This is a genomic window from Rathayibacter tritici (genome assembly GCF_002932875.1).
Classification (GTDB): Bacteria; Actinomycetota; Actinomycetes; order Actinomycetales; family Microbacteriaceae; genus Rathayibacter; species Rathayibacter tritici.
The window spans coordinates 1-22,999 of the sequence record NZ_PSWS01000048.1 but is presented as its reverse complement, the minus strand read 5'-3'; the positions used below and the strand labels follow the sequence as shown (position 1 = coordinate 22,999).

Below are 22,999 nucleotides of genomic sequence, written 5' to 3'. Positions count from 1 at the left end.
CTGAAAGGCCGTAGCGACGCGGGTCGGTGGCGGGCTCACGAGGGCCAGTCGGCGAGCGGCAGGACGGTCTCCACGCGCCGCTCCTCGCCGACCACACGGATCCGGCTGCTCACCTGGTCGTGCCCGCAGGCGACGGCGACCGCGGTCATGACCAGCGCCGCGTGGTCGCGGGTGAGGTGGCCGAAGGCGCTGCGCAGGTCGACGGCGCGGCCGGTGGCGAGCGACACCGCGATGCGGGCGACCGCCTCTTCCGAGAGGTCGAGGAGGCAGGCCTGCTCGGCGAGGACCGCGAAGTCGATCCGGGGCGCCGCGGCGGTGGCCGGACCGCTCGTCCACGGGTGTTCGGGGCGGAGGCAGCCGGCGCGCACGAGGAGCTGCTCGGCCGCCCGCAGGCCGGGACCGGCGAGGACGGGATTCACGCTGCCGACCGCTCGGCACGGCGCCCGGCGGCGCGGGAAGAGACCGACACGACGGCCACGAGCACGCAGGCGACGCCGGCGATCAGAGGGGTGAGCCAGCCGAGGACGCTCACCTCGTCGACATCGGTGCCGAAGTACTGCCAGTGCGCGATGGCGAAGACGAAAAGGGAGAAGAAGCAGAGTGCGATGCCCGTGAGCGCCGACACCAGGTCGGCGGGGCGGACGAGCGGCTCGCGCTCGACCTCGGCGATCGGCGCGAGGTCGGAGGCGGCGGGGGCGGCGGCAAGGGGCTTCTCGAGGGTCGCGGTGGCGGTGTGCTGGGTCATGTCCCCGATGGAACCAGCCCCGAGACGTCCTCGGCATCACTCGCTGGCATGACGTCACGAGCCGAACGGATGGTGGCGCGTCGGCCGCTGGTCGCGTCACGTCGACGCACGGCCGGCGGGTGTGCTCAGGCAGGTCGGCGCCCGAGCGACGACTGGAACCGCAGCAGGTAGCCGTCGGGATCCGCGACCACCAGCTGCCGCACGCCGGCCTCCTCCGCGCCGATCCGGTACCAGTGGGTCTCGAGCGGCGAGAACAGCACCGTCCCGGCCTTCGCGAGCGCCGCCGCCGTCCGGTCGGCGTCTTCGACGTGCAGCTGCAGGTTCATCCCACGGCCGAGTGGACGCTCCAGCGGCCCAGCGATCCAGTTGCGTCCCCGCCCCGCCTCCTCCAGCATCACGTGAGCGGTGCCGAGCACGAGGTAGGCGAAGCCCTCCTCGGGTCGCGAGTACCGGATCCGGAACCCGCAGGGACCGCACCAGAACGCGAGGCTGCGCTCGAGGTCGGCGACGAGCAGCTCGGGGACGAGATCGGGATCGGCCATGCCGACGATGCTCGCACGGAGGACGCCCCAGAGCTCCGGGCCCGCGGACGCCCGTGGCTAGGGTCGCCGGATGCGCAGCGATCACGAGCCTCCCGGTCCATCGCGCTCCTCGGGCCGTTCTCCACCGTTCTGGCGATCGCCATCGCGGTCGCGGTCCGGCTGCGGGCCCGCTCAGAGGCGGCGAACGACGCACCCGAGCCCGCGCGCCCCGGTGACGCACTCGCGCGGAACGTGTCGCTCGTCACCGCGGGCTCCCTCATCGCGCTCTGGCTTGTCGGGGCGGTGAGCATGCTGCGCGACGAGGCCCTGGTCATCTACCTGATCGGCGGTCCGGTCATCGTCGGCGCGCTGATCTCGATCGCGGCGAACGCGCTCCTGATCTTCTCGCCACGAGTGGCCAGAGGCAAAGTGCGCGCGGTGCGCTCGCGCCTGCCGGGGTACCGGTGGATCGTGGCGCTCTGGACCCTGGCTCCTGCGTCCTGGATCCTCTTCGCCGCCACCGGCCGAGTCTGGGTGCCGGAGGACTGGCTCTCCTGAACCGGCGCTACGCCTCCGTGCTCGCGGGGCGCTGGGTGCGGCCCGGGAGCAGGAGCAGGCCCGAAACGCCGACGACGATCAGGAGGATGGCCGCGACGGTGACGAAGGAAGCCAGGGCCAACACGGGCATGATGATCGTCAGCACGCCCGCGATGACGGAGGCGATGCCCGCCGCGATGGGCAGCCAGGCCGGCCCGGCGACGGAGCGACCGCTGGCGATGCTCGAGACACCGTCGAGGATCCAGCCGGCGCCGATCACCAGGCCCAGCACGCTGAGCGACTGGAACGGGTTCGAAAGGCAGAGGATGCCCGCGGCCAGGATCAACGCGCCCAGCAGACCGGCCAGCCAGCGCACGCGGGCGTCGAGCCGTGCGGCGGTGAACGCCAGCAGCAGGCGGAAGACGCCCGCGGCGATCAGGTGGATGCCGAAGACGATGGCGACGGTCAGCAGAGTCGGGCCGGGGATCAGCACGGCGATGACGCCGAGCACGATCGCGATCAGCGAGACGGCGATGATCCACCAGCGCTCGACGGAGGTGCGGGACATCGTGGGCGCGGCGGTCTCGGACATGGCTGTTCCTTCGCGTCGGGGAGTGCGGACCCTTCGACGGTAGGGCACAGGGGCGGGGTGGCGCTGGGCCTTGCGCGTCGGCAGCTGACTGCGCAGCCGACAGGCCGGGCCTCCCGGGTCAGCGGCGCGAGCCGGTGTGCGCGGCCGCTCGGTGCCTGCGCACACTGCGCACCACGAGCGCCAGCAGCAGCACGCCGATCGCGCTGTAGATGATCGCGTCGAGGACGCCCGCGTACTGGTCGACGAGGTCGTACTGCGTACCGAGGGCGGCGCCGAGCCCGATCAGCAGGCCGTTCCAGACCCCGGATCCAAAGATCGTCAGCCCCGAGAACACCAGCAGATTCATCCGCTCGGCGCCCGCCGGGAGCGAGATGAGGCTGCGCACACCGGGAATCAGGCGGCCGACGAGCACCGCCCAGGTGCCGTGACGACGGAACCAGCCGACGGCCTTCTCGAAGTCCTCGCGGTCGACGAGCGGGAGCTTCGAGAGCAGGCGGATCGAGCGCTCCGTGCCGATGCGGTGCCCGAGCGCGTAGAGGACGAGGCCGCCGAGGTAGGCGCCGAGTGTCGCGGTCACCACGACCAGTACGAGGTTCATCCGCCCCTGATGCGCGAGGAATCCGGCCAGTGGCAGCACCAGCTCGCTCGGGATCGGCGGGAACACCGTCTCGATCAGCGTCAGCAGGCCGACGCCGACCTCGCCGAGCGAGGCGATTACCCGTGCCGCGACGCCGACGAGTCCGGAGAGTTCGTCGATGCTGTCGGAGGAGGAGGCGGTCGCCGCGGAGGCGAGGGCGAGAGTCGCGATCGTCATGACTGAGAAGTTACTCAGTCCGCGAGGCGGTCGCCTGGGAATCCGATCGCCGGCTCGGGGTGCCGGCGAATCTGCGTGCCGGTCGGCGAGTTCATGCCGGCGCGTCTCAGGGGTGGCCGGTGAGCACGACCGTGTCCGAGCCCTGCAGCCGCACCTCGACGGACGCGATCTCGGAGAGCGGCAGACCGGTGGCCAGGCTGGGCTCCATCGTCGTCCCCGGCGCACTGGTCCACGAGCCGACGGCCTCGGTGTCGCCCGAGGTGTCCGTGACGTAGAGGACGTAACCGGCCGACCCCGCGTACTGCTCGGCCGTCTCCGCCCAGCTGCAGTCCATGTCGATCCGGGTGCCCCACTGCTGAGGGACGAACGCCACCGAGGCCTCCACCGGGACGCCGGGCGCGGCGGCGAGCGAGACGGTCGAGGCGGTGGTTTCGACCGGCGGGAGCGACGAGCCGATCGCGAGCGGCAGCGCGACAGCCGCGGCCGCCGAGACACCCGCGGCCGCGAGCACGAGGCCGGCAACGCGCACACGCGTGCGCCGGCGGACGGAGTCGGCGGCCGCGGCGAGGCGTGTCAGCAGCGCAGCGGGAGCAGGCTCCGCGCTCTCCTCCGGCTGATCGATCAGGCGCAGCGCCTCCTCCTGCGGGAGGTGGGCGAGCAGTCCCGGCAACGGCATGAACTCGGCCAGGGCCTCGCGGCAGGCGGGGCAGGCGCGCAGGTGCAGCTCGTAGGCGCGGCGGTCCGCGGCGGTGAGTGCTCCGAGAAGGTAGGCGGCGTCCCAGTCGCGGAAGGCGTCGCCGTGTGTGGCGTCGGAGGAGGGGTCGTGGCTCACAGCTCCGTCACCCCCCGCTCCTGCAGGGCGAGCTTGAGGGCGCGCATCCCGTAGTACATCCGGGACTTCACGGTCCCCGGGGCGATCTCGAGCAGCGCGGCGATCTCGGTGACCGTGCGCCCGCCGTAATAGGCGTGCACGATCACGGCGCGGTGGTCGTGGCTGAGGCCGCTGAGGGCGTCCGAGAGCAGCCAGGCGTCGAGGACCTGGTCGGTGCGGTCGGCGGTCGGGCGCTCGGGAACCTCGTCGGTGCCCAACTCCCGCGCATACCGGGCGCTGCGCCGGTCGTCGATGACGAGATTCCGCGCCACGGTGTAGAGCCAGGAACGGGCGGCGGCCTCGCCCTGCGCGAGGATCTCGGGGTGCTTCCAGGCGCGCAGCAGCGCCTCCTGCACGACGTCCTCCGCCATGTGGCGGTCGCCGGTCAGGCGCAGCACGAAACGCCAGAGCGCGCTCGAGTGCTCATCGTGCAGTGCACGCAGCATCTGCGCCTGATCCTCGGACATCTCCACCTCTTCCTGCTCCAACGTAACGGCGCCGCGAACGGTTCAGCGAGTCACCGCGAGTCAGCGAGTCGGCGCGCGTCAGCGGCTGAGCGCGAGCCGGCGGGTTCGCGCGAGCGGGCGCACTCTGGTACTCCGGAGTCGATGACTTTTCCCGATGCCGACGACGCCGCCCGGGTGCGTGCCTTCCTCCGTGACAACCGCTCCCGGATGCTCGACGACGTCCGGCACCTCGTCATGATCGAGAGCCCGAGCGATTCGCCCGAGGCGCTCGGCGAGCTGCACTCCTTCCTGGTCCACTGGGTCGGCGAGCGGCTCGGGCACGACGCCGACGTGCAGCACCAGCGAGCACAGGACGCGCCGACGGCCACCAGCTGGACCGTGGCGGCGAGCGACGGCACCCGTCCGCACCGCGGCACCCGTCCGTTCGTGGCGCTGCTCGGCCATTACGACACGGTGTGGCCGCTGGGCACCACCCGATCCTGGCCTTTCTGCGTCGAGGGCGACCGGTTAAGCGGACCGGGCAGCTACGACATGAAGGCCGGGCTGGTGCAGATGGTGTGGCTGGTGGCCGCGCTCCGGCACGCCCGGATTCCGCACCCCGCGGTCCGGCTGGTGATGAGCGGGGACGAGGAGATCGGCAGCGCCGCTTCCCGCCCGTTCCTGGAGCGGCAGTGCACGGGGGCCGACGCGGTCCTGGTGTTCGAGGGCGCGATCGGCGACGCGGTGAAGACGGCGCGCAAGGGCATCGGACGATTCGTGATCGACGTCGTCGGCGTCGAGGCGCACGCCGGGGTCGAATCGGAGAAGGGGGCGAGCGCGATCCACGAGCTCGGCTCGCTGATTCCGCGGGTACTCGCGATTGCGCGGGCCGAGGAGGGCACGTCGGTCAACATCGGCGTGGTGTCCGGCGGATCCCGCGTCAACGTGACGACCGCGCGGGTGCGCCTGGAGCTGGAGGCGCGGATCCGCGGCGCGGCCGAGGCGGCGCGGGTCGAGTCCGAGCTCGAGGCGCTCGCCGCCGCCGATCCGCGCATCCGGCTCGAGGTCCGCGGCTCGTGGGAGCGCCCCGTCTTCGAGCGGACCGCCTCCGTCGCCGCGCTCTACCGCCGGGCCGAGCGGGTCGCGAAGCGGATCGACGTACCGCTGCGCGAGATCGCGGTCGGCGGAGCGAGCGATGGCAACCTCGTCGCGGCGCTGGGTCTTGCGGTGCTCGACGGACTCGGTGCTCCGGGTGAGGGGGCGCACGCGCGCAGCGAGTCGATCGGCATCGAGGGCATGCTGGAGCGGACGGCGCTCGCCGCCCTGCTGGTCGCCAGCTTCAGCAACGAGCACTGAGCGACGAGCACCGAGTACCCAGCAGAAGGATGAGCGGATGACTGTGTACGAGTCGCGCCCCGTGGGCGTCGTGATCGAGGCACCGGCCGCGGAGGTGTACGCCTTCGTGTCCAACCCGGCGAACCTCCCGCGCTGGGCGGCGGGCCTCGCCTCCTCCGCGCTCGACGAGGTGGACGGACGCTGGTTCGCCGACTCGCCGATGGGGCGGGTCGAGGTGCGCTTCGCCCCGCAGAACCCGTTCGGCGTCGCGGACCACGAGGTCACCCTTCCGGACGGGACGGTGGTGGACAATCCGCTCCGGGTGCTCGCGAACGGGGACGGCGCCGAGGTGGCCTTCACCGTGCGGCGGCGCCCTGGCATGAGCATGGACGAGTGGGACGAGGACTGCGCCCGGGTCGCCGATGATCTGGAATCGCTCCGGCTGCTGTTCGAGCGCGACGCGCTGTAGGTTCGGTGCAGCTGCGGCGCAGGGCCGGCACCCGTGAGAACGAGGACGCAATGACCTCCCCCGATCGTCCGAGCACCCGCCCCGCCGGCGGCATCGAGCTCAACGGCCTTGACACGATCCAGGAGTCGGAGCGGCACGGCCGCCCGCGCGACCTGTTCTGGCCGTGGTTCGCCGCGAATGTGTCGGTGCTGGGGCTGAGCTACGGCTCGTTTCTGCTCGGCTTCGGGCTCTCCTTCTGGCAGGCGACCCTCGTCGGCGTGATCGGAATCGTCGTCTCGTTCCTCTTCTGCGGGCTGGTCGCGGTCGCAGGCAAGCGCGGCTCCGCACCGACGATGGTGCTCAGCCGGGCGGCCTTCGGCGTCGACGGCAACCGCCTGATCTCGGTGATCTCCTGGCTCCTCACAGTGGGCTGGGAGACGGTGCTCGCCTCCCTCGCGGTGCTCGCGACAGCGACGGTGTTCGAGGAGTTCGGTTGGGACGGGGGCGTGCTCACCAAGGTGGTCGCGCTGATCGTGGTCGCCGCGCTGATCGTGGTCGCCGGGGTCGCCGGCTTCCGCCTGATCATGCGGCTCCAGCTCGCGATCACGATCGCCACCGCCGTGCTCACTGTGGTCTACATCGCTCTCGTGCTCGATCGGATCGACCTCGCTGCCGTCGGCGCCCTGCCCGCCGGCTCCGCCGCCGCGGTCATCGGCGGCCTGGTGTTCATGATGACCGGCTTCGGGCTGGGCTGGGTGAACGCGGCGGCCGACTACTCCCGCTACCTCCCCCGCGGGGCGCGCACGAGCGGTGTGATCGCCTGGACGACGATCGGCGGAGCCGTCGCACCCGTGCTGCTCGTCGTCGTCGGCCTGCTCCTGGCCGGCTCCTCGAAGGAGCTCTCCGACGCGATCGCCGCCGACCCGATCGGCGCGCTCGCCGGAATCCTGCCGACCTGGTTCCTCCTTCCCTTCATCGTCGTCGCGCTACTCGGCCTGATCGGCGGAGCGGTGATGGACATCTACTCCTCGGGCCTAGCGCTGCTGAGCACGGGGCTGAAGGTCTCGCGTCCGCTGGCCGCCGGGATCGACGGCGTGCTGATGGTGCTCGGTGCGGTGTACGTCGTGTTCGTCGCGGGCGATTTCCTCGGCCCGTTCCAGGGGTTCCTGATCACGCTCGGCGTGCCGATCGCGGCCTGGCTCGGCGTCTTCCTCGCCGACCTCCTGCTCCGCCGCCGCGACTACGACCAGGAGGCGCTCTACAACTCCCGCGGCCGCTACGGGAGCGTCTCGGCGGTGCCGGTCGCGCTCGTGGTGGTCGGCGCGGTCCTCGGCTGGGGACTGGTGGTCAACTACTCCCCCGGCTTCGAGTGGGAGGGCTACCTCTTGGGGCCGCTCGGCGGCCGCGAGGGCGACTGGGCGGGCGCGAACCTCGGCGTCCTCGTGGCGCTCGTGATCGGCTTCGCGGGCACGCTCGCGCTCTCGCGCGGGGCGGTCCGGCGCCAGGAGGCCTCGGTGTGAGCCTGCTCGTCGCGATCGACCTGCAGCATGTCTTCGCCGACGCGGATTCACCGTGGGGCTCGGCCGAATTCGCGCGCGCCGTCGAGGGGACGCGGCGCCTGCTGCCCGCGTTCGGGGAGCGCGTGGTCACCACCCGCTTCGTCGCACCCGAGCAGCCCAGCGGCGCGTGGATCCCCTACTACCGCGAGTGGCCGTTCGCACTCGTGCCTCAGGACGACCGGCTCTACGACCTCGTGGACGGGGTCGAGGGGCACCGGACGATCACCGCGACGACCTTCGGCAAGTGGGGGCCGGAACTCGAGGCGGAGCTCGATGACAGCCGTGAACTGGTCCTGACCGGAGTCGCCACCGACTGCTGCGTGCTGTCGACGGCGCTTGCCGCAGCGGATGCCGGGGTGAGGGTGCGGGTCGTGGCCGACGCCTGCGCGGGCGCCTCCGAGGCCGACCACCGGCGGGCGCTGGACGCGATGGCGCTGTACGCGCCGCTGATCGAGGTGACGATCCTCGACGTCGTGCTGGCGGAGGGACGGAACCGAGGCTGAGAACAGCGCATACACGCGCCAGCGGCCGACGGACTTCGGTTCCTGGCGGCCCCGCGTCGCGGGGGACACCCGCCACCCGGCATGATGTCGGCATGTCCTCCACCGACGAGCGCGTCAGCGCGGCATCTCACATCCTGGTCATCGGCGAGGCGCTGATCGACATCGTCGAGCGCGACGGCAGCGCCACGGAGCACGTCGGCGGGTCTCCCGCCAACGTCGCCCTCACCCTCGCCCGCCTCGGACGATCCGCAACCCTCGTCACCGACATCGCCGACGACGAGCGCGGCCGCCGCATCCGCGCGCACCTCGAGGCCTCAGGAGTCGAGGTGCGGCACGGTGACGCGGCGCGCACCTCCACCGCGCGGGCGGTGCTCGCCGCGGACGGCTCGGCGCGCTACGTGTTCGACCTCGCCTGGAACCCTCCGGCCGCCGATCCCAGCGGCGCCGCGCACGTGCACACCGGCTCCATCGCGATCTTCCTCGAGCCGGGCGGATCCGCCGTGCTCGAGCTGCTCGAGGCCCTGCCGGCCGGAGTGACGGCGAGCGTCGATGCGAACATCCGCCCGGCACTGGTCGGGGCCCACGCCGGGGCGCTCGCCCGCTTCGAGCGGGTGGCGGCCGCCTGCGAGGTCGTGAAGCTCAGCGATGAAGACGCGGAGTGGCTGTACCCGACGATGCAGCTGGACGAGGTGCTCAGCCGCCTGCTCGCGCTCGGGCCGCAGCTCGCGGTCGTGACGCGCGGAGCGGAGGGACTGCTCCTGGCCTCAGCCCTCACCCGGGTCACCGTGCCCGCCGCGCAGATTGTCGTGGCCGACACGATCGGCGCCGGCGACTCCGCGATGGGCGCGATCCTCGACGAGGCGTTCCGCCAGGGACTCGGCGCGGCGAACGGCCCGGTGCTCGACGGCCCCGCCCTGCACTTGATCGGTCGCCACGCGGCGCAGGTCGCCGGCATCACGACGTCACGCCCCGGCGCGAACCCGCCCACCCGCGACGACCTCTGAGCGGGGCGGCTGCAGCGCCCCTCCGCCGATCCCTCTGGTGCTCGCGGCATGACGCGGAGATACTGGGCGGACCTCGACGGAAAGGCGCGCCGTGCCCACTTCACTGACCCCCTACATCGGCTTCGACGGCTCCGCGCAGGAGGCGATGGAGTTCTATCGCGGCGTCCTCGGCGGCGAACTCACCTCGAGCCGCTTCGGCGACGTCGGGATGAGCGAGGACCCGGCCGATCAGGACCGGATCATGCACGCGCAGCTCGTCACACCCAGCGGGATGATCCTGATGGGCTCCGACTCCCCCTCCTCGGGCCCCGCCGAGACGGGCGCCCGCATCACGATCGCGCTCTTCGGGGACGACGACGCGGAGCTCAGCGGCTACTGGGAGGGCCTGGCCGAAGGCGGCACGGTCCTCGAACCGCTGGTCGCCTCGCCGTGGGGCGATCGCTTCGGGATGCTGGTCGACCGCTACGGCGTCGGCTGGATGGTGAACATCGCGGCTCCCGCGGCCTAACGCTCCTCCACAACCGCGAATCTGGACATGGCCTCCCCAGGTCCGTCCACCCGTCCCGCTCGTCGGCGCAGCAGGCGCAGAATGGAGGGGTTGCCCCGTCTCCAGGGGCCGCCCCACCTCTCACAAAGGCTGCAGATGACGATCACGCTCGGGTACAAGGCATCGGCGGAGCAGTTCGGCGCGCGCGAGCTCGTGGAGCTCGCGGTCAGCGCCGAGCGGCACGGCTTCGAGAGCGCGGTCGTCTCCGACCACTTCCAGCCCTGGCGGCACACGGGCGGCCACGCCCCGTTCTCCCTCGCCTGGCTCGCGGCCGCCGGCGAGCGCACCTCCACGATCCGCCTCGGCACCTCCGTGATGACTCCGCACTACCGCTACAACCCCGCCGTCATCGCACAGGCGTTCGGCACGCTCGGCGTGCTCTACCCCGAGCGGATCATGCTCGGAGTCGGCACCGGCGAGGCGTTGAACGAAGTCGCCACCGGCTACCAGGGCGCCGGCGAGCAGACCTGGCCGGACTTCAAGGAACGCTTCGCCCGCCTGCGCGAGGCGGTCCGCCTGATGCGCGCGCTCTGGGCGGGCGACCGCGTCACGTTCGACGGCGAGTACTACTCCACCCACGAGGCGTCGATCTACGACAAGCCCGAGAACGGCGTGCCGGTCTACATTGCGGCGGGCGGCCCCGTCGTCGCCAAGTACGCGGGGCGCGCCGGCGACGGCTTCATCTGCACGTCGGGCAAGGGGATGGAGCTCTACACCGAGAAGCTGCTCCCCGCGGTCGAGGAGGGCGCGGCGGCGGGCGGCCGCGACTCCTCCACCCTCGATCGGATGATCGAGATCAAGCTCTCCTACGATCCCGACCCGGCTCTCGCGCTTGAGAACACGCGCTTCTGGGCGCCGCTCTCGCTCACTCCCGAGCAGAAGCACTCGCTGACCGACCCGGTCGACATGGAGCGCGCCGCCGACGAGCTGCCGATCGAGCAGGTCGCGAAGCGCTGGATCGTCGGCTCAGACCCGGAGGAGACGGTCGCGCAGATCAAGCCCTACGTCGATGCGGGCTTCACCCACCTGGTCTTCCACAGCCCAGGCGACGACCAGCAGCGCTTCTTCGACAGCTTCGAACGCGATCTCGCGCCGCGGTTGCGCGCGCTCTGACCTCCCGTCCCACCCCGATCCCCTCCGGAAGGGCCGCTCCCGCATGACCACGGCCACCCTCCTCGCCCGACTCGACCGCGGCGAGCCGCTGACGCGCGCGAGTGCCCAGACCCTCCTCGACGCCCGCGGAGCCGACCTCGACCTGCTCCTCGACGCCGCCGGTCGCGTGCGTGACGAGGGACTCGCCCGCCGCGGACGGTCGGGCATCGTCACCTACTCGCGCAAAGTCTTCGTCCCGCTGACCAAGCTCTGCCGCGACCGCTGCCACTACTGCGTGTTCGTGGAGACCCCGGGCGGGCTCGCGGCCAAGCGCGAGTCGACCTTCATGGAGCCGGAGGAGATCCTCGAGGTCGCCCGCGCCGGAGCCGCGCTGGGTTGCAAGGAGGCCCTGTTCACCCTCGGCGACCGCCCGGAAGACCGCTGGCCAGTCGCCCGCTCCTGGCTCGCCGAGCACGGCTACGCCTCGACGCTCGAGTACGTGCGCGCGATGGCCGTCCTGGTGATGAGCGAGACCGGCATGGTCGCGCACCTCAACCCCGGCGTGATGTCGTGGGCTGAACTGCAACGTCTCCGCCCGGTCGCCCCCTCGATGGGCATGATGCTCGAGACCACGGCCGAGCGGCTCTGGTCCGAGAAGGGCGGCGTGCACTACGGCTCGCCCGATAAGGACCCCGCACTGCGCCTGCGCGTACTCGAGGATGCGGGCCGCAGCCGCATCCCCTTCACTACCGGCGTGCTGCTGGGCATCGGCGAGAACGCGGCCGAGCGGGCCGACGCCCTCTTCGCGATCCGCGAGTCGCACGAGCGCTGGGGTCACGTGCAGGAGTGCATCGTGCAGAACTTCCGCGCCAAGCCGCGGACCGCCATGCAGAACGAGGTCGACCTCGAGCTGCAGGAGTACGTCGCGAACGTGGCCGTCGCCCGACTCGTGCTCGGCCCCGATGCGACGATCCAGGCGCCGCCGAACCTCACCGACGAGCAGGAGCTCGGGCTGCTGTTGCGCGCCGGGGTCGACGACTGGGGCGGTGTCAGCCCGCTCACAGCCGACCACGTGAATCCGGAGCGCCCCTGGCCCCACATCGACGACCTCGCTCGGCTTTCCGCGGCCGCCGGCTATCGACTGCACGAGCGGCTGACCGCGCACCCGCAGTACCTCCGCGACTCCGACACCTGGATCGACCCCCGCGTCGCTCCCTACGTCACCGCCCTCGCCGACCGCGAGACCTGGCTCGCCGACGAGGCGGCACCGGTCCTCCCCCGGCCCTACCGGGAGTCGCTCGACGCGCTGCCCCGGCCCCTCGCGCCCACCCTCGGCCCGGTGATCGCGCGGGCACAAGCGAGCCCGGCCGGACTCGAGGACGCCGACTATCTCGCCCTGCTCGCGGCCGACGGCGACGACCTCGACGCTCTCGCCGCGCTCGCGGACGACCTGCGCCGCGAGGCGGCCGGCGACGAGGTCTCGGTCGTCGTGAACCGCAACATCGACACGTCCCTCTGGGGTGCCGGCGGACTCACTGTCGAACGGTTGGAGGAACTGGCCGACGAAGCCGTCGCGCTCGGCGCCACGGAGCTCTGCCTCCAGGGCGCGATCGCTGCCGAGCACCCGGGCGACGACCTCCTCCTCATCGTCCGGACCCTCGCGCAGCGGCAGCCGTCGCTGCACCTGCACGCCTACCGACCCGCGGAGATCCTCGAGGTCGCGCGCCGCACTGGTCGCACCCTGCCCGCGATGCTCGACGCCCTGCGCGAGGCGGGCGTCGACTCCGTGCCCGGCACCGCGGCGCGCATCCTCGACGACGACGTCCGCGCCGTCCTCAGCGAAGGCACCGACCCGAGTGCGGCCGACTGGCGGGAGGCGATCACGGCCGCGCATCGAAGCGGCCTCCGTTCCACCTCGACGATGGTCTACGGACACGTCGAGACGCCGCAGCAGCAGCTCGCCCACCTCCGCACGCTCGCCGCGATCCAGGACGAGACGGGCGGGTTCACCGAGTTCATCGCCATGCCGTTCGTCCCGGCGGAGGCACCGCCCGCCGTTGTGCGCGCGAGCCGCGGCGGCCCGACCCTCCGCGAGACCCGCGCCGTGCACGCGGTTGCCAGGCTCGTCTTGCACGGCCGCATCGCACACGTGCAGACCGCCTGGACCAAGCTCGGGCTGCATGCGGCGCAGATCCTCCTCCGCGGTGGAGCCGACGACCTCGGTGGCCTGCTGCTCGACGGCGCACTCCGGCCCGAGGCGGGAGCGGAGGCGTACCGCTCGCTCGACATCGCGACCGTCGCCCGCCTCAGCGGTGAGATCGGCCGGGGCTGGCGCCAGCGCACCACCACCTACGGACTGGTCACCCCCGAGCGCGCCCTGCAAGCATCGCCGACGGTGACGGCGGGTCCGCAGCGGCTGCGCCTGCCGCTCCGCCACACCCGCCGGGTGTCATGACGCAGTCCGAGTACCTCCGGCGCCAAGCCGAGCTGGTCCGGGAGGAGCGCATCGAGGCCGCGGGATCCGCAGTGCGTCTGCTGAGCGCCGGCCCCGAGGGCTCCCGGGCGGTGCTGCTCCTGACGGGCGTCGGCCGCGGCGCACGGAGCGACACCGCCCTGCTGCTGCCGATGCTGGCTCGGCGGCACCGGGTCGCCGCACTCGAACTCGTCGACCTCCGCGACCCGTGGCTCGACGGCCCCGCCGCCGTCCGTGCCGCCCTCGACGCGCTCGGAGCCGACGAGGCCGTGCTGATCGGCCACTCCCTCGGCGCCGCCGTCGCCCTCGCCACCGTCGATGATCGGGTGCGCGCCCTCGCCCTCGTCGCCGGCTGGCTGCGCCCTACCGAACGCCTGCTCCGCACCGCGCGGCTCTGGCCGCAGCTCCTGCCTACAGCGCAGGAGGAGGCCGCCCTCCTGCTCGCCCTCCTCCGCTCCGACACCCCGTCCTCCCCGTGGGACGCCGACGCCGCGCGGATGCTCGCCGCCTCCGCGCGCGCCGAGGTCGTCCAGGCCGCCGCGCGCTGCCGCGTCCCCGCCCTCATCGTCGGCTGCTCCGGCGACGCCGTCGTCGGTGTCGACGGTCCGGAGGCGCTGCTCGGCGCGATCGACGACGCCCGCTACGCCGTCGTCGACTCCGGTCACGCCGTCCTCGCCGAGCGCCCGGCGGAGCTCCTCGCCACCCTCGAGCGCTTCCTCGCCGACCCGCACCGCGATCCGCCCGGCAGCGTCCTGGCCGCGATGAGGGTCTGATGGACGTCGACGTCGTCGTGATCGGAGCCGGATTCGCCGGCCTCGGTGCCGCCGTGCGCCTCGAGCGACGCGGCGGCACCTCCTTCGTCGTACTGGAACGCGCGGAGCGGATCGGCGGCACCTGGCGCGACAACGTCTATCCGGGCGTCTCCTGCGACATCCCCTCGCACCTCTACTCCTACTCGTTCGCCCCCGAGGCCGACTGGTCGACGCTGTACGCCCCCGGAGCCGAGATCCAGGCCTACCTGGAGCGGGTCGTCGAGCGGGAGGGCCTCGCGCCGCGGCTCCGGCTGGGCACCGAGGTCCTCGAGGCGGTCTTCGACGAGCAGTCGCAACGCTGGCGGGTGCGCACCTCGAGCGGCGACTACTCCGCTGCCGTCCTGCTCGTGTGCGCGGGACGCCTTTCCGAGCCGCGGCTCCCGGCTGTGCCGGGGCTCGACACGTTCGACGGGCCGGCCTTCCACTCCGCGCGCTGGCGCGAGGACGTCGACCTCGACGGGGCGCGCGTCGGGATCGTCGGTTCGGGCGCCTCCGCTGTGCAGATCGTGCCGCACCTCGCGGAGCGTGCGGCCGAGGTGGTGCTCTTCCAACGCTCGGCCCCGTACGTCGTCCCGCGGCGAAACCGCGCCTACCCGCCGCAGGAGCGCCGCACCCTCTCCCGCGCGCCCGGAGCCCTCTCCCGCCTCCGCGAGCAGCTGTTCTGGCGGGCCGAACTCGGCTTCGCCGGCCGGGTCGCCGTCCCCGAGGTGATCGATCGGCTCCGGGCGGAGGCGCTGGACCACCTGGCCGAGCAGGTCGCCGATCCCGAGCTGCGCGCCGTCCTCACGCCGAACTACGAGATCGGCTGCAAGCGGGTCCTCCTCTCGGACGACTACTACCCAGCTCTCGCGCAGCCGCACGTCAGCGTCGTCCCCGGCCCGCTGCGGCGCGTCGAGGCGGGCGCGGCCCTCGGCGATGACGGCGTCCGGCACGAGGTCGACGTCCTCGTCTTCGCCACCGGCTTCCTCTCTACACGGCCGCCCTTCGCCCGGCGGATCCGCGGCCGCGACGGTCTGCTCCTCGCCGATCGCTGGGCCGACGGGATGGCGGCCTACGAGTCCACCGCGGTGCACGGCTTCCCCAGCCTCTTCGTCGTCAACGGCCCTAACGCGAGCCTCGGCCACAACTCCGCCGTGCACATGATCGAGACACAGATCGACTACGTCCTGGCCGCCCTCGACCACCGCGACGCCGCCGGAGCGGAGGTCCTCGAGGTCACCGCCGAGGCCGAGGCCGCCTCCGTCGCCCGCCTGGACTCCCTGAGCGCTGACACCGTCTGGACCAACGGCGGCTGCGAGAGCTGGTACCTCGACGAGAACCGACGCCTGACCCTGCTCTGGCCCGACTTCGCCTTCGCCTTCCGCGAGGAGCTCGGCCGCTTTGACCCCTCCGCCTACACGCACTGACGCGCGCTCGCTATCGTGACCGCATGACCGACCGCGTGCTCGCTCCTGAACCGCCCGCCGACGGCGCGAAACCGACGGGCCCCGCCTCCTACTTCCCGAGCATCGAGAAGACCCACGGCCGCCCCGTCCAGGACTGGCTCGACCTCGCCGACGAACGCCTGCGCACCGAGCCGCACCTACGGGTCGTCACCTGGCTGAAGACCGAGCACGGCCTCGGGCACGGCCACGCGAACGCGATCGTCGCGTACGTGCGGGCCGCCCGCGCCTGAGCCCCGCGCCCCTGCGCCGTTCGCCCCTGCGCCGCCGACCTCGAGCCCGCATCCGAGCCGGTCATCCGCACAGGCTAGGCCCGTCTACCGCCGCGAGCCACCCGTCGTCGCCGTCCGCGCCACCCGGGATAATCAGGGAATGCGCGAAGACGACGATGTCGATCTGGTGATCGACGCGTGGGCCGGTGCCCTGCCCGAACTCGATTTCGCGCCGCTCGACGTCGTCTCGCGTCTGCGTCGGCTCAGTCCGCGCGTGCAGGAGGTGCGGCGCCAGTCCTTCGCCGTCAGCGACCTCGCCCCGTGGGAGTTCGAGCTCCTCTCGCTGCTGCGCCAGCGTGGACCGGGCGGGATGACCCCCTCGGCGCTCGCCACGCACCTGGCCCTCTCCAGCGGTAACCTCGCCAGCCGCGTCGACCGGCTCGGAGCCCGCGGGCTCGTGGTCCGCGAGCAGAACGCCGCGGACTCCCGGAGCAAGATCGTCTCGCTCACCCCGCGAGGCTCCAAACGCGTCGACGAGGCGATGCGCAACCTGGTCGCTGCTGAGAGCGAGGTGCTGGCCGATCTCGACGCCGCACAGATGTCGGTGCTGATCGAGTGCCTGCGCCGGATCAGCGACACCCTCGACCGGCTGCACTGACCCGATACGCCCGCCGAGCCTGAGAAATCAAGCCCGTTCGGAGAGATCACTACCGGTCGTAGCGTGACACCAGCACGGTCGAGGCGTCAGCCACCTGTGCGGATGATCGCGAAAGCGGAGAGCACCATGACACAGATTTCTTCGATCCAACCCGCGCGATGGAGCCGGAACGGAGTCAGGATTGTCGTCGTTCCCGGAGCGGAGCTGCCCCGGTTCCGACTCGAGATCGACCCCCGCCTGACCAGCGCGCCGTCCCTCGTCTCCACCGGGCCCTTCTCCAGCGTCGAGGAGGCCGAGCGCGCAGCGGAGGCGGCCGCGAACCTGCTGGGGGCGAAGATCCCGGCCTGATCCGGCCCTCAAACACCGGCCCCGGCAGCGTCGCGCCCAGAGCATGGGCCCGGGCGTTGAGCGCTCCGGCGCTACGTTCGAGCGACGACCCCGCTCTCCCCCTCTTCGTGGGTGCACGCGGGTCGCCGACCGGTCGCGCTGGTCCGTCTCATCGTCGCGGCGGCTGCCCTCATCGCCGTGATCGCGACGGCCGTGCACACCGAGCTGCTGCCGTTGCGCGAGGAGAAGTCTGTACTGACGGGACTCGTTCTTTGGTCATCATTTCAGGGACAAACGCTGCACGTCGCCCCTAGTCTCATGACCGACGGTTTCTCACCGTTGCACTCCTAGAGATTGGTTGATCATGCGCCTGTTCCCGTCCCTCCGTCGACACGCCAGGACCCGCCGCGCGCGGGCTCTTGCCGTCGGCGCAGCCGTCGCCCTCGCTGCCGCTCTGGTCCCTGCACAGGCCGCCAGCGCCTGCGCTCCGCACACCCTCTCGGTGGTGAGCCTCGGCGACTCGATCACCCAGGGCTACGCGACCTGTGGCTCCTTGGCGGACTGTCCCAGCAACAGCTGGTCCACCGGCACGAACCCCGAAGTGAACTCGTTCGCCACACGACTGGGCGCGGCGCGTCCCGGCACGCAGATCACGACCGCGAACTACTCGCACAGCGGCGATGTCCTCGCGCAGGTCCCCTCGCATGTGGATGCCGCGGTCGCCGCCGGTGTGCATGCGGATGTGGTCACCCTGCTGATCGGCGGGAACGATCTGTGCGCACCCACGAACGCCGTCGCCGCCGACGGATACACGATGACCCCGGCCGACGCCTTCCAGTCCGCAGCGTTCTCTGCGATCACTCGCATCCGCACCGCCTGGCCCACCGCCCACATCGTCCTCTCGTCGACGCCCAACATCGCCGCCGAGTGGTCGGTCGTCAAGAACGGACCCGGAGGTGTGATCTGGCCCGCCGCCAACGCCTGCCGGACCACCCGCGGAGTCGGCGCCGACGGCAGCGCGCTGAACAGCACGGCCGCGGCCGCCTCCGTCAAGGCAGCCGCGACGCGGACTGAGCAGTACAACTCCGCCCTGCAGCACGCCTGCACCCTTGACGGCCCGCTCTGCGACTGGGACGGCGGTGCGCTCACCGCCGCCCCCATCACCGAAGACGTGATCAGCACGGTCGATGACTTCCACCCCAGCGTCGTAGGCCAGGCGAAGATCGCCGCTATCCAGTGGGGCGCTTCGGACTTCGCGAGGTAGCTCCGATCGGAGCGGCCGCTCACGCGTCGAGCGGCCGCTCCCCCTCGCGGCGGCGACGCTGCTCCTCGGCGAGCCGCGCATAGTGCGCCTCCTCGCGCTCGAGATCGGCCAGCTGCTCCTCCGTGCTCTTGGGAGCGGGCCGGACCACGATCGGCGGCGGCGCCTGCTTCCGGCGGCGGGGCACACGGCCGCCGGGAACGAACGAGCCGCCGTCGCCCCGCTTCCACTCGTGGCCGAGCAGGAACCACAGCGAGACGCCGATGATCGGGAGGAAGAAGATCAGCAGGATCCACACGATCTTCGGCAGATTCCGGACGACGTTGTCGGGCTGCCGAACGACGTCGACCAGCGCGAGAACGGTCAGGACGATGACCAGCAGTGAGAACACGACACCCATGCAGACGAGGGTACGACGCCGCCGACTCCGCGCACCTCGTGCAACCCCCTTCGTCCCACGCCTTCCTCGACCGGGCCGTTCGGTGCACACCGGCGGCTCCGAGGAGGGAGCACCCCCTGCTCGGTCGACTCAGCGCTGCACGTGGCAGCGCCGCCGCCCTCGTGGTGATCTCCGCGTTCGGGGTCGCGTCGTTCTCCCTCCTCCTCATCGCGTCCACCCACCCCGGACTGAGCGCGAAGGGCGGACTCTGGTGACGTGCGCGCAACCGAGGCGCAGCCGTCAAGCAGAGGGCGGCATCGCACTGATGCACGCCTTTCCCCCTCGGTTCCGTCGGCCCGCCCCGTCCCCCTCCGCTCATGACACCATCGGACGATGACCGAGACGCCGCCCGCTCCCGCCCGGACCCCGACGAAGCGGCGAGTGACGACCGCCCGCCTCGCGCTCCTCGCGGGCCTGGTTCTGGTCCTCACCGGCCTCGCCGCACTCGCACTCGTGCCGGCGCAATACGCGACCCTCAGCGCCCAGGGCTTCGACGACCTCTGCCGGGGGAGCCTCGGCGGCGTCCCTCCCGAAGCCGGCCAGCTGGTACGCGGCTTCTGGTCGTGGTGGCCCCTCGGCGCGGCCTGCGAGTGGACGCTGCTCGACGGCACGACCGTTGTTGACCGCCCGGACTGGTCGACGACCGCCGTGGCGATCGTCGGCGCGGTGCTGTTCGTGCTCGGAGCGGCCCTCGCGATCGTGTCGCCGTTCCTCCGCCGCCGGGCCGCTCCGGCTGAGACCGCCTAGCGGTCGAAGAGGTCGCCGAGTCCCGGCAGTGGGAAGTCCGAGCCGAACTCCGACACCTGCTCCCCGAGCCCCGACAGGTGCTCGCCCGCGCCGGAGACGAACTCGCCCGCACCGCCGGTGATGTCACCGAACTCACCCAGGTCGCCGAACCCGCCGGCCAGGTTCTCGAAGTCCACTCCGAGGCCCGAAGCCTGCGCCAGGAGCGGACCCGCGACGCTGCTGATCACCGCGCTACCGGCGACCGCCGCAAGCAGTCCGCCCGCCGCTCCGAGCCCGATGCCCGCCGCGGCTCCGACGCCCGTGCCCGCGAGGGCGCCGCGGGTCCCCGGCTTCGAGAACATGTTTTTCAGGAATCCCGGGTTGTTCGCCTCGCCCCGCGTGGCCGCGCGCGCGAGGTCGTCGGGGGCGGAGGAACGCGGCTGCTCGTTCGCGGGCAGCTCGTCTCGGAGGCGCACCTCCACCTGGGCGCGCTGCGCCGGCGTCAGCTTCGCGAACGCATCGCGGTGCACCTGCTCCAGCTGCTCCGGGTCGGCGGTGCGGAGGAGGTAGTCGTAGCGCGCGATCGCCGCGCGGTCCTCCTGCGTCACCACAGGCTGATGCCCGGGCCGGGCGTCCTGAGGGCGGGCGGAGGAACGCGGCTGCGCGGATCCGTGCGGCGGCTGCCCGGTCCGGGCGTCGCCCGTCACCCTGTCGGCGGCCGTGCGCACCAGATCGCGCCAGTCGGTCGTTCCGCCCGAAGACGATCCACCCTTGGAATCGAGCGCCTTCGACGCCATGCCGAGAACGCGCTTGAACATGCTCACAGATAACCTTCCGTCGAGTACCAGCCTCGATCATGGCGGAGTCGTCTGGGCGAACGCCCGCGAGCGCCCCTCCGGCGCCCGTGAGAACCCGAGGAGGGCTACGCGGACATGCTCTCGAAGCACGTCGTCGCAGTCCTACAGGTAAGTGCCGAGCATCGCGTGGGTGCGGAGCACCGCGTAGCTACTGACAACGCCCAGAAAGAGTTCCTCGTAGGTGAAGTCTCCCGCCCCCGGGTTGCTTCCCCGGTGATCGAGCAGGCCTGCTACCTACCCGGGGGGAGGCAGCTGTCTTAGGCCGAACGGTCTTAGTGGACGGCACCGATGTTCCCACGAGAACCGCGAAATGATGCCCGATTTGCCAAAGTTCTGACCGCTTGTTAGGCGTCGCCCGCAGAGTCCACTCGAACACCGCACGAGGAGCCATCCGGAACGACGGCCTCACCTAGAAACTCCGCCAGCACTTCGACACCCACCGACCCGATCCGGTCGACGCGAACACCCGCCACATCCGCACAGCTCTCGACTCGCTCCCGAAGTATCAGTCCGAACTGATCCGGCTCATGCTCTGGGACGGCTTTACCCTCCCCGAGGCCGCGACAATCCTCGGAGTCAGCGAATCGACCGCACGCGGCCAACACCTACGAGCCACTCTCCGACTTCAAGCCGTCCTCCGACCACGCGAACACCATCGAGGCCCCACCAACGAATGAGCAAGCAACAGACGTCGATACCGACTTGCGGGCGGCGACTCCAGCACCCGATGGATCTGTGAACGCGTTCATCGGCTGGACCGCCGCCGGCGTGGTCACCGTGCTCGCCGCCGTGGTTCTGATGTTCAGCAGCTTCATAGTGGCTCTGGGGATCACGGACGCGGATCCATCCGAGGGGGCCATCGCGATCGGCGCCGGCGGGGTAGGTGCCGTCATCTCGATTGTCGTTGCCGCTGTCGGTGGGTACGTCGCTCCCCGGAGGCTCTCGCGTCGGCCTGTTCTCGTCGCGTGGCTTCCAGCTGTAGTGAGTGCCCTCTGGTGCGGGATCGCTATCGGCCTTTTTCCCGTCCTGCTCGAGAACGTCGTCTTTCCGCCGTCGTTGATCCCAGTGCCGATGAGCCAGCCGCTCCTTTTCCAAGCGTTGATTCTCACGGCCGGCGCCATCCCGGCTGGAGCGGGGTTGCTGGTGATCAATCTCGTGTTCCGCGTGCTCAAAGCCCGCCGGGGCCGAGTCGCGACCCACACGAGAGGTGGCGCTCCCAACGTCGAGAGTCAGCACCGCTCGTGATCCACGGCGACGGAGGACAGGAGATCAGCCGGCCGATCTGCGGCGTCGGCTCAATGCCCAGGCGAGCGCGCCGGCGAGCAGCACCGCGCAGGTCAGGCCGGCGACGTGCACGACGAGCGACAGCGCCCCGTTAGCGGGGAGTAGGAAGCCATACGGCACCCACCCGTCGGTTGCTCCGCGAACAAGCACGACGATGACCCAGATGATCGGGTAGGGCAGGAGCACCCACAGCCGACGCCAGGAGAGCGGTCCGCAGTCAGCGGCGACGGTCCAGTCGAGGAGGACGAGCGCGGGAAGCACCAGGTGCAGGACGGCGCTGACCCAGGGCGGGGCCGAGCCGGTCCCGGGAACGAGGGTGTTGTAGATCACGGCGACGACGATCAGGTAAGCCGTCGATGCGCCACGGACGTAGCTCAGCCACACCGGAGTCGGACGGCGGGCAAGCGCGACCGATCCCGCGACGATCAGCACCGCGCTCGCGAGGAGGCTGGTCTGGTTCGTGAAGTAGCCGAAGTAGTCGAACGGATTTGAATCGCCGACCGCGATGCTCAGCGCGTAAGTGTGGAGGATCACCGCGATCGCCGCTGCACCGACGGCGACGCGAGCAGCGCCCACGAATGGGCGGGTCGATGCCAGGGAACTCATCGGGCCAGCCTAGGACCCGTCGGGGTTCCTGTTGGCCTGCAACAATCACTCCCCCTTCGTAACGGCGCTGAGTATCTCAGGCCGAGACGCGACCACGAGGAAAGCGGCGACGTCCCTAAGTCTGAGCCAGTGGGGACGTTCTCGAAAGTGCGCAGCACGGTCGCGGTCGCGGCATGCCTGGTGGTCGTGACAAGATGCACGGCGCAACCTGCACCGCCGGCAAATCAGTGGGCACAAACTTTGCGCCACCCTACGCGTCCGAGGAGTTATCGAGGAGCGATCGAGCACCTTCGAGCCCTCGAAACGGTACTGACCCATCGCACAATCGGGCATGCTGCCGACCTCGATTCTACCGCGGCCGACAGCACGGGCACCATCTGACAAAAGAAAATCGATGCTAGAAGACCTTCGACGCGACTACCGCATCTTCTTTAGCACGACTTGCTTGGCCGGCCGCGCGTCCCTCCTGGCAATCAAATTGTGCACCAGCCGCACCGCCCGCATCACGCTGAAGATGACAGAGAAGACAAGAGTCAACGGCGCTGAGAATCCAGTGAGCGCATTGGAGTACAGCCACGAAGGCACACTTGAAACCAGGCCATTTGGCTATCGAATCCAGCCGACACAAGATCCTCATACGCTTTCCAGACTCTTTGAGCGTTATTCATAAGCATTTACCAGCCGAGTCGGTAAAGTTCGAGGCGGGTGACGGTGCGAATGAGGTTGGGAAGTTCTGTAAGACGTCCGCGATAGCCGGTCTTGAGGATTTTCCAGTTCTTCCAGTGCGCGATGCATCTTTCGACCGCCGAACGGATGGAGGAGATGTATCGGTTGGCTGTACGTGTGTTGTCATCATGTTGTCCGTGGTGAAATTTTTTCCGGGGAGTG

At 71.1% G+C, this 22,999-nt stretch carries 29 protein-coding genes; 18 read left to right on the top strand and 11 right to left on the bottom strand.

Annotated elements, in window-relative coordinates; translation table 11 throughout:
* Positions 1 to 35: 35 nt before the first annotated feature.
* From C5D07_RS07445 to C5D07_RS07435, 3 genes are all read right to left on the bottom strand, one after another.
* Positions 36 to 419, bottom strand: a complete 384-nt coding sequence (locus C5D07_RS07445) for a hypothetical protein (protein ID WP_068254652.1) — start codon at positions 417 to 419, stop codon at positions 36 to 38.
* Positions 416 to 745, bottom strand: coding sequence for a hypothetical protein (locus C5D07_RS07440; protein WP_068254653.1), 330 nt, complete (start codon positions 743 to 745; stop codon positions 416 to 418). Before C5D07_RS07440 ends, C5D07_RS07445 begins: the two co-directional genes overlap by 4 nt.
* Before the next feature lie 125 nt (positions 746 to 870).
* Positions 871 to 1,287 carry a bleomycin resistance protein gene (locus tag C5D07_RS07435; protein ID WP_068254654.1) on the bottom strand — a complete coding sequence of 139 codons (417 nt, stop codon included), beginning with the start codon at positions 1,285 to 1,287 and terminating at the stop codon, positions 871 to 873.
* 231 nt (positions 1,288 to 1,518) lie between these two features.
* Between C5D07_RS07435 and C5D07_RS07430 the strand changes: the two genes are divergently transcribed.
* A complete protein-coding gene (locus tag C5D07_RS07430; protein WP_068254656.1) occupies positions 1,519 to 1,824 on the top strand; it encodes a hypothetical protein in 306 nt (101 codons plus the stop codon).
* A 7-nt stretch (positions 1,825 to 1,831) separates the two neighbouring features.
* Here the strand turns inward: C5D07_RS07430 and C5D07_RS07425 are convergent, their stop codons facing one another.
* The 4 genes from C5D07_RS07425 to C5D07_RS07410 form a co-directional block, all read right to left on the bottom strand.
* The gene (locus tag C5D07_RS07425) at positions 1,832 to 2,395 is read right to left on the bottom strand and encodes an HdeD family acid-resistance protein (RefSeq protein WP_084415968.1); all 564 of its coding nucleotides are present in this window, start codon (positions 2,393 to 2,395) and stop codon (positions 1,832 to 1,834) included.
* 118 nt (positions 2,396 to 2,513) lie between these two features.
* On the bottom strand, positions 2,514 to 3,209 hold the full coding sequence (locus C5D07_RS07420; RefSeq protein WP_068254659.1) for a DedA family protein: 696 nt from the start codon (positions 3,207 to 3,209) through the stop codon (positions 2,514 to 2,516).
* 106 nt (positions 3,210 to 3,315) lie between these two features.
* Positions 3,316 to 4,041, bottom strand: coding sequence for an anti-sigma factor family protein (locus C5D07_RS07415; protein ID WP_068254661.1), 726 nt, complete (start codon positions 4,039 to 4,041; stop codon positions 3,316 to 3,318).
* Positions 4,038 to 4,547, bottom strand: a complete 510-nt coding sequence (locus tag C5D07_RS07410; RefSeq protein WP_068254664.1) for a sigma-70 family RNA polymerase sigma factor — start codon at positions 4,545 to 4,547, stop codon at positions 4,038 to 4,040. Before C5D07_RS07410 ends, C5D07_RS07415 begins: the two co-directional genes overlap by 4 nt.
* A gap of 141 nt (positions 4,548 to 4,688) precedes the next feature.
* Between C5D07_RS07410 and C5D07_RS07405 the strand changes: the two genes are divergently transcribed.
* The 14 genes from C5D07_RS07405 (at position 4,689) to C5D07_RS07335 (ending at position 18,202) form a co-directional block, all read left to right on the top strand.
* Positions 4,689 to 5,882, top strand: coding sequence for a M20/M25/M40 family metallo-hydrolase (locus C5D07_RS07405; RefSeq protein WP_211286361.1), 1,194 nt, complete (start codon positions 4,689 to 4,691; stop codon positions 5,880 to 5,882).
* Positions 5,883 to 5,919: 37 nt separating this feature from the next.
* Complete coding sequence (locus tag C5D07_RS07400) at positions 5,920 to 6,330, top strand: SRPBCC family protein (RefSeq protein ID WP_104259041.1); 411 nt, start codon at positions 5,920 to 5,922, stop codon at positions 6,328 to 6,330.
* A gap of 50 nt (positions 6,331 to 6,380) precedes the next feature.
* Complete coding sequence (locus tag C5D07_RS07395; RefSeq protein ID WP_068254670.1) at positions 6,381 to 7,829, top strand: purine-cytosine permease family protein; 1,449 nt, start codon at positions 6,381 to 6,383, stop codon at positions 7,827 to 7,829.
* Positions 7,826 to 8,371: a cysteine hydrolase family protein gene (locus tag C5D07_RS07390; RefSeq protein ID WP_068254671.1), complete on the top strand. Its 546-nt coding sequence runs from the start codon at positions 7,826 to 7,828 to the stop codon at positions 8,369 to 8,371. The genes C5D07_RS07395 and C5D07_RS07390 overlap by 4 nt, the downstream gene beginning before the upstream one ends.
* A 92-nt stretch (positions 8,372 to 8,463) precedes the next feature.
* Positions 8,464 to 9,375, top strand: a complete 912-nt coding sequence (locus C5D07_RS07385) for a carbohydrate kinase family protein (protein WP_068254674.1) — start codon at positions 8,464 to 8,466, stop codon at positions 9,373 to 9,375.
* A 91-nt stretch (positions 9,376 to 9,466) separates the two neighbouring features.
* Positions 9,467 to 9,883: a VOC family protein gene (locus tag C5D07_RS07380; RefSeq protein ID WP_068254675.1), complete on the top strand. Its 417-nt coding sequence runs from the start codon at positions 9,467 to 9,469 to the stop codon at positions 9,881 to 9,883.
* Positions 9,884 to 10,018: 135 nt separating this feature from the next.
* Positions 10,019 to 11,035: a glucose-6-phosphate dehydrogenase (coenzyme-F420) gene (gene fgd / locus C5D07_RS07375; protein WP_068254676.1), complete on the top strand. Its 1,017-nt coding sequence runs from the start codon at positions 10,019 to 10,021 to the stop codon at positions 11,033 to 11,035.
* A 43-nt stretch (positions 11,036 to 11,078) separates the two neighbouring features.
* Positions 11,079 to 13,469 (top strand): 7,8-didemethyl-8-hydroxy-5-deazariboflavin synthase CofG, encoded by a 2,391-nt coding sequence (gene cofG / locus C5D07_RS07370; RefSeq protein WP_104259040.1) that lies wholly within the window; start codon positions 11,079 to 11,081, stop codon positions 13,467 to 13,469.
* Complete coding sequence (locus C5D07_RS15320) at positions 13,466 to 14,260, top strand: alpha/beta fold hydrolase (RefSeq protein ID WP_068254681.1); 795 nt, start codon at positions 13,466 to 13,468, stop codon at positions 14,258 to 14,260. Before cofG ends, C5D07_RS15320 begins: the two co-directional genes overlap by 4 nt.
* A complete protein-coding gene (locus C5D07_RS07360; RefSeq protein WP_104259038.1) occupies positions 14,260 to 15,705 on the top strand; it encodes a flavin-containing monooxygenase in 1,446 nt (481 codons plus the stop codon). Before C5D07_RS15320 ends, C5D07_RS07360 begins: the two co-directional genes overlap by 1 nt.
* A gap of 23 nt (positions 15,706 to 15,728) precedes the next feature.
* Positions 15,729 to 15,974 (top strand): DUF4287 domain-containing protein, encoded by a 246-nt coding sequence (locus tag C5D07_RS07355; RefSeq protein WP_104259037.1) that lies wholly within the window; start codon positions 15,729 to 15,731, stop codon positions 15,972 to 15,974.
* 139 nt (positions 15,975 to 16,113) lie between these two features.
* A complete protein-coding gene (locus C5D07_RS07350; RefSeq protein ID WP_068254685.1) occupies positions 16,114 to 16,611 on the top strand; it encodes a MarR family winged helix-turn-helix transcriptional regulator in 498 nt (165 codons plus the stop codon).
* Positions 16,612 to 16,737: 126 nt separating this feature from the next.
* Positions 16,738 to 16,959 (top strand): hypothetical protein, encoded by a 222-nt coding sequence (locus tag C5D07_RS07345; protein WP_146076687.1) that lies wholly within the window; start codon positions 16,738 to 16,740, stop codon positions 16,957 to 16,959.
* Positions 16,960 to 17,302: 343 nt separating this feature from the next.
* Complete coding sequence (locus C5D07_RS07335; RefSeq protein ID WP_104259036.1) at positions 17,303 to 18,202, top strand: SGNH/GDSL hydrolase family protein; 900 nt, start codon at positions 17,303 to 17,305, stop codon at positions 18,200 to 18,202.
* A 19-nt stretch (positions 18,203 to 18,221) separates the two neighbouring features.
* Here the strand turns inward: C5D07_RS07335 and C5D07_RS07330 are convergent, their stop codons facing one another.
* Positions 18,222 to 18,599: a PLD nuclease N-terminal domain-containing protein gene (locus C5D07_RS07330; protein ID WP_068254697.1), complete on the bottom strand. Its 378-nt coding sequence runs from the start codon at positions 18,597 to 18,599 to the stop codon at positions 18,222 to 18,224.
* A 372-nt stretch (positions 18,600 to 18,971) separates the two neighbouring features.
* Here C5D07_RS07330 and C5D07_RS07325 point away from each other — a divergent pair, with 372 nt between their 5' ends.
* Complete coding sequence (locus tag C5D07_RS07325) at positions 18,972 to 19,385, top strand: hypothetical protein (RefSeq protein WP_104261876.1); 414 nt, start codon at positions 18,972 to 18,974, stop codon at positions 19,383 to 19,385.
* On the opposite strand, the gene C5D07_RS07320 is transcribed toward C5D07_RS07325, so the two are convergent.
* Positions 19,382 to 20,182 (bottom strand): hypothetical protein, encoded by an 801-nt coding sequence (locus tag C5D07_RS07320; RefSeq protein WP_249028191.1) that lies wholly within the window; start codon positions 20,180 to 20,182, stop codon positions 19,382 to 19,384. The genes C5D07_RS07325 and C5D07_RS07320 overlap by 4 nt on opposite strands.
* A gap of 512 nt (positions 20,183 to 20,694) precedes the next feature.
* Here C5D07_RS07320 and C5D07_RS16420 point away from each other — a divergent pair.
* Positions 20,695 to 20,898 (top strand): RNA polymerase sigma factor, encoded by a 204-nt coding sequence (locus C5D07_RS16420; RefSeq protein WP_084415969.1) that lies wholly within the window; start codon positions 20,695 to 20,697, stop codon positions 20,896 to 20,898.
* A gap of 91 nt (positions 20,899 to 20,989) precedes the next feature.
* Complete coding sequence (locus C5D07_RS07310) at positions 20,990 to 21,466, top strand: hypothetical protein (RefSeq protein WP_146077354.1); 477 nt, start codon at positions 20,990 to 20,992, stop codon at positions 21,464 to 21,466.
* A 24-nt stretch (positions 21,467 to 21,490) separates the two neighbouring features.
* Here C5D07_RS07310 and C5D07_RS07305 read toward each other — a convergent pair whose 3' ends face one another.
* Complete coding sequence (locus tag C5D07_RS07305) at positions 21,491 to 22,111, bottom strand: Pr6Pr family membrane protein (protein ID WP_104259033.1); 621 nt, start codon at positions 22,109 to 22,111, stop codon at positions 21,491 to 21,493.
* Positions 22,112 to 22,785: 674 nt separating this feature from the next.
* On the bottom strand, positions 22,786 to 22,999 hold a 214-nt coding region (locus C5D07_RS07300; protein WP_146079783.1), incomplete at its 5' end, for a transposase family protein.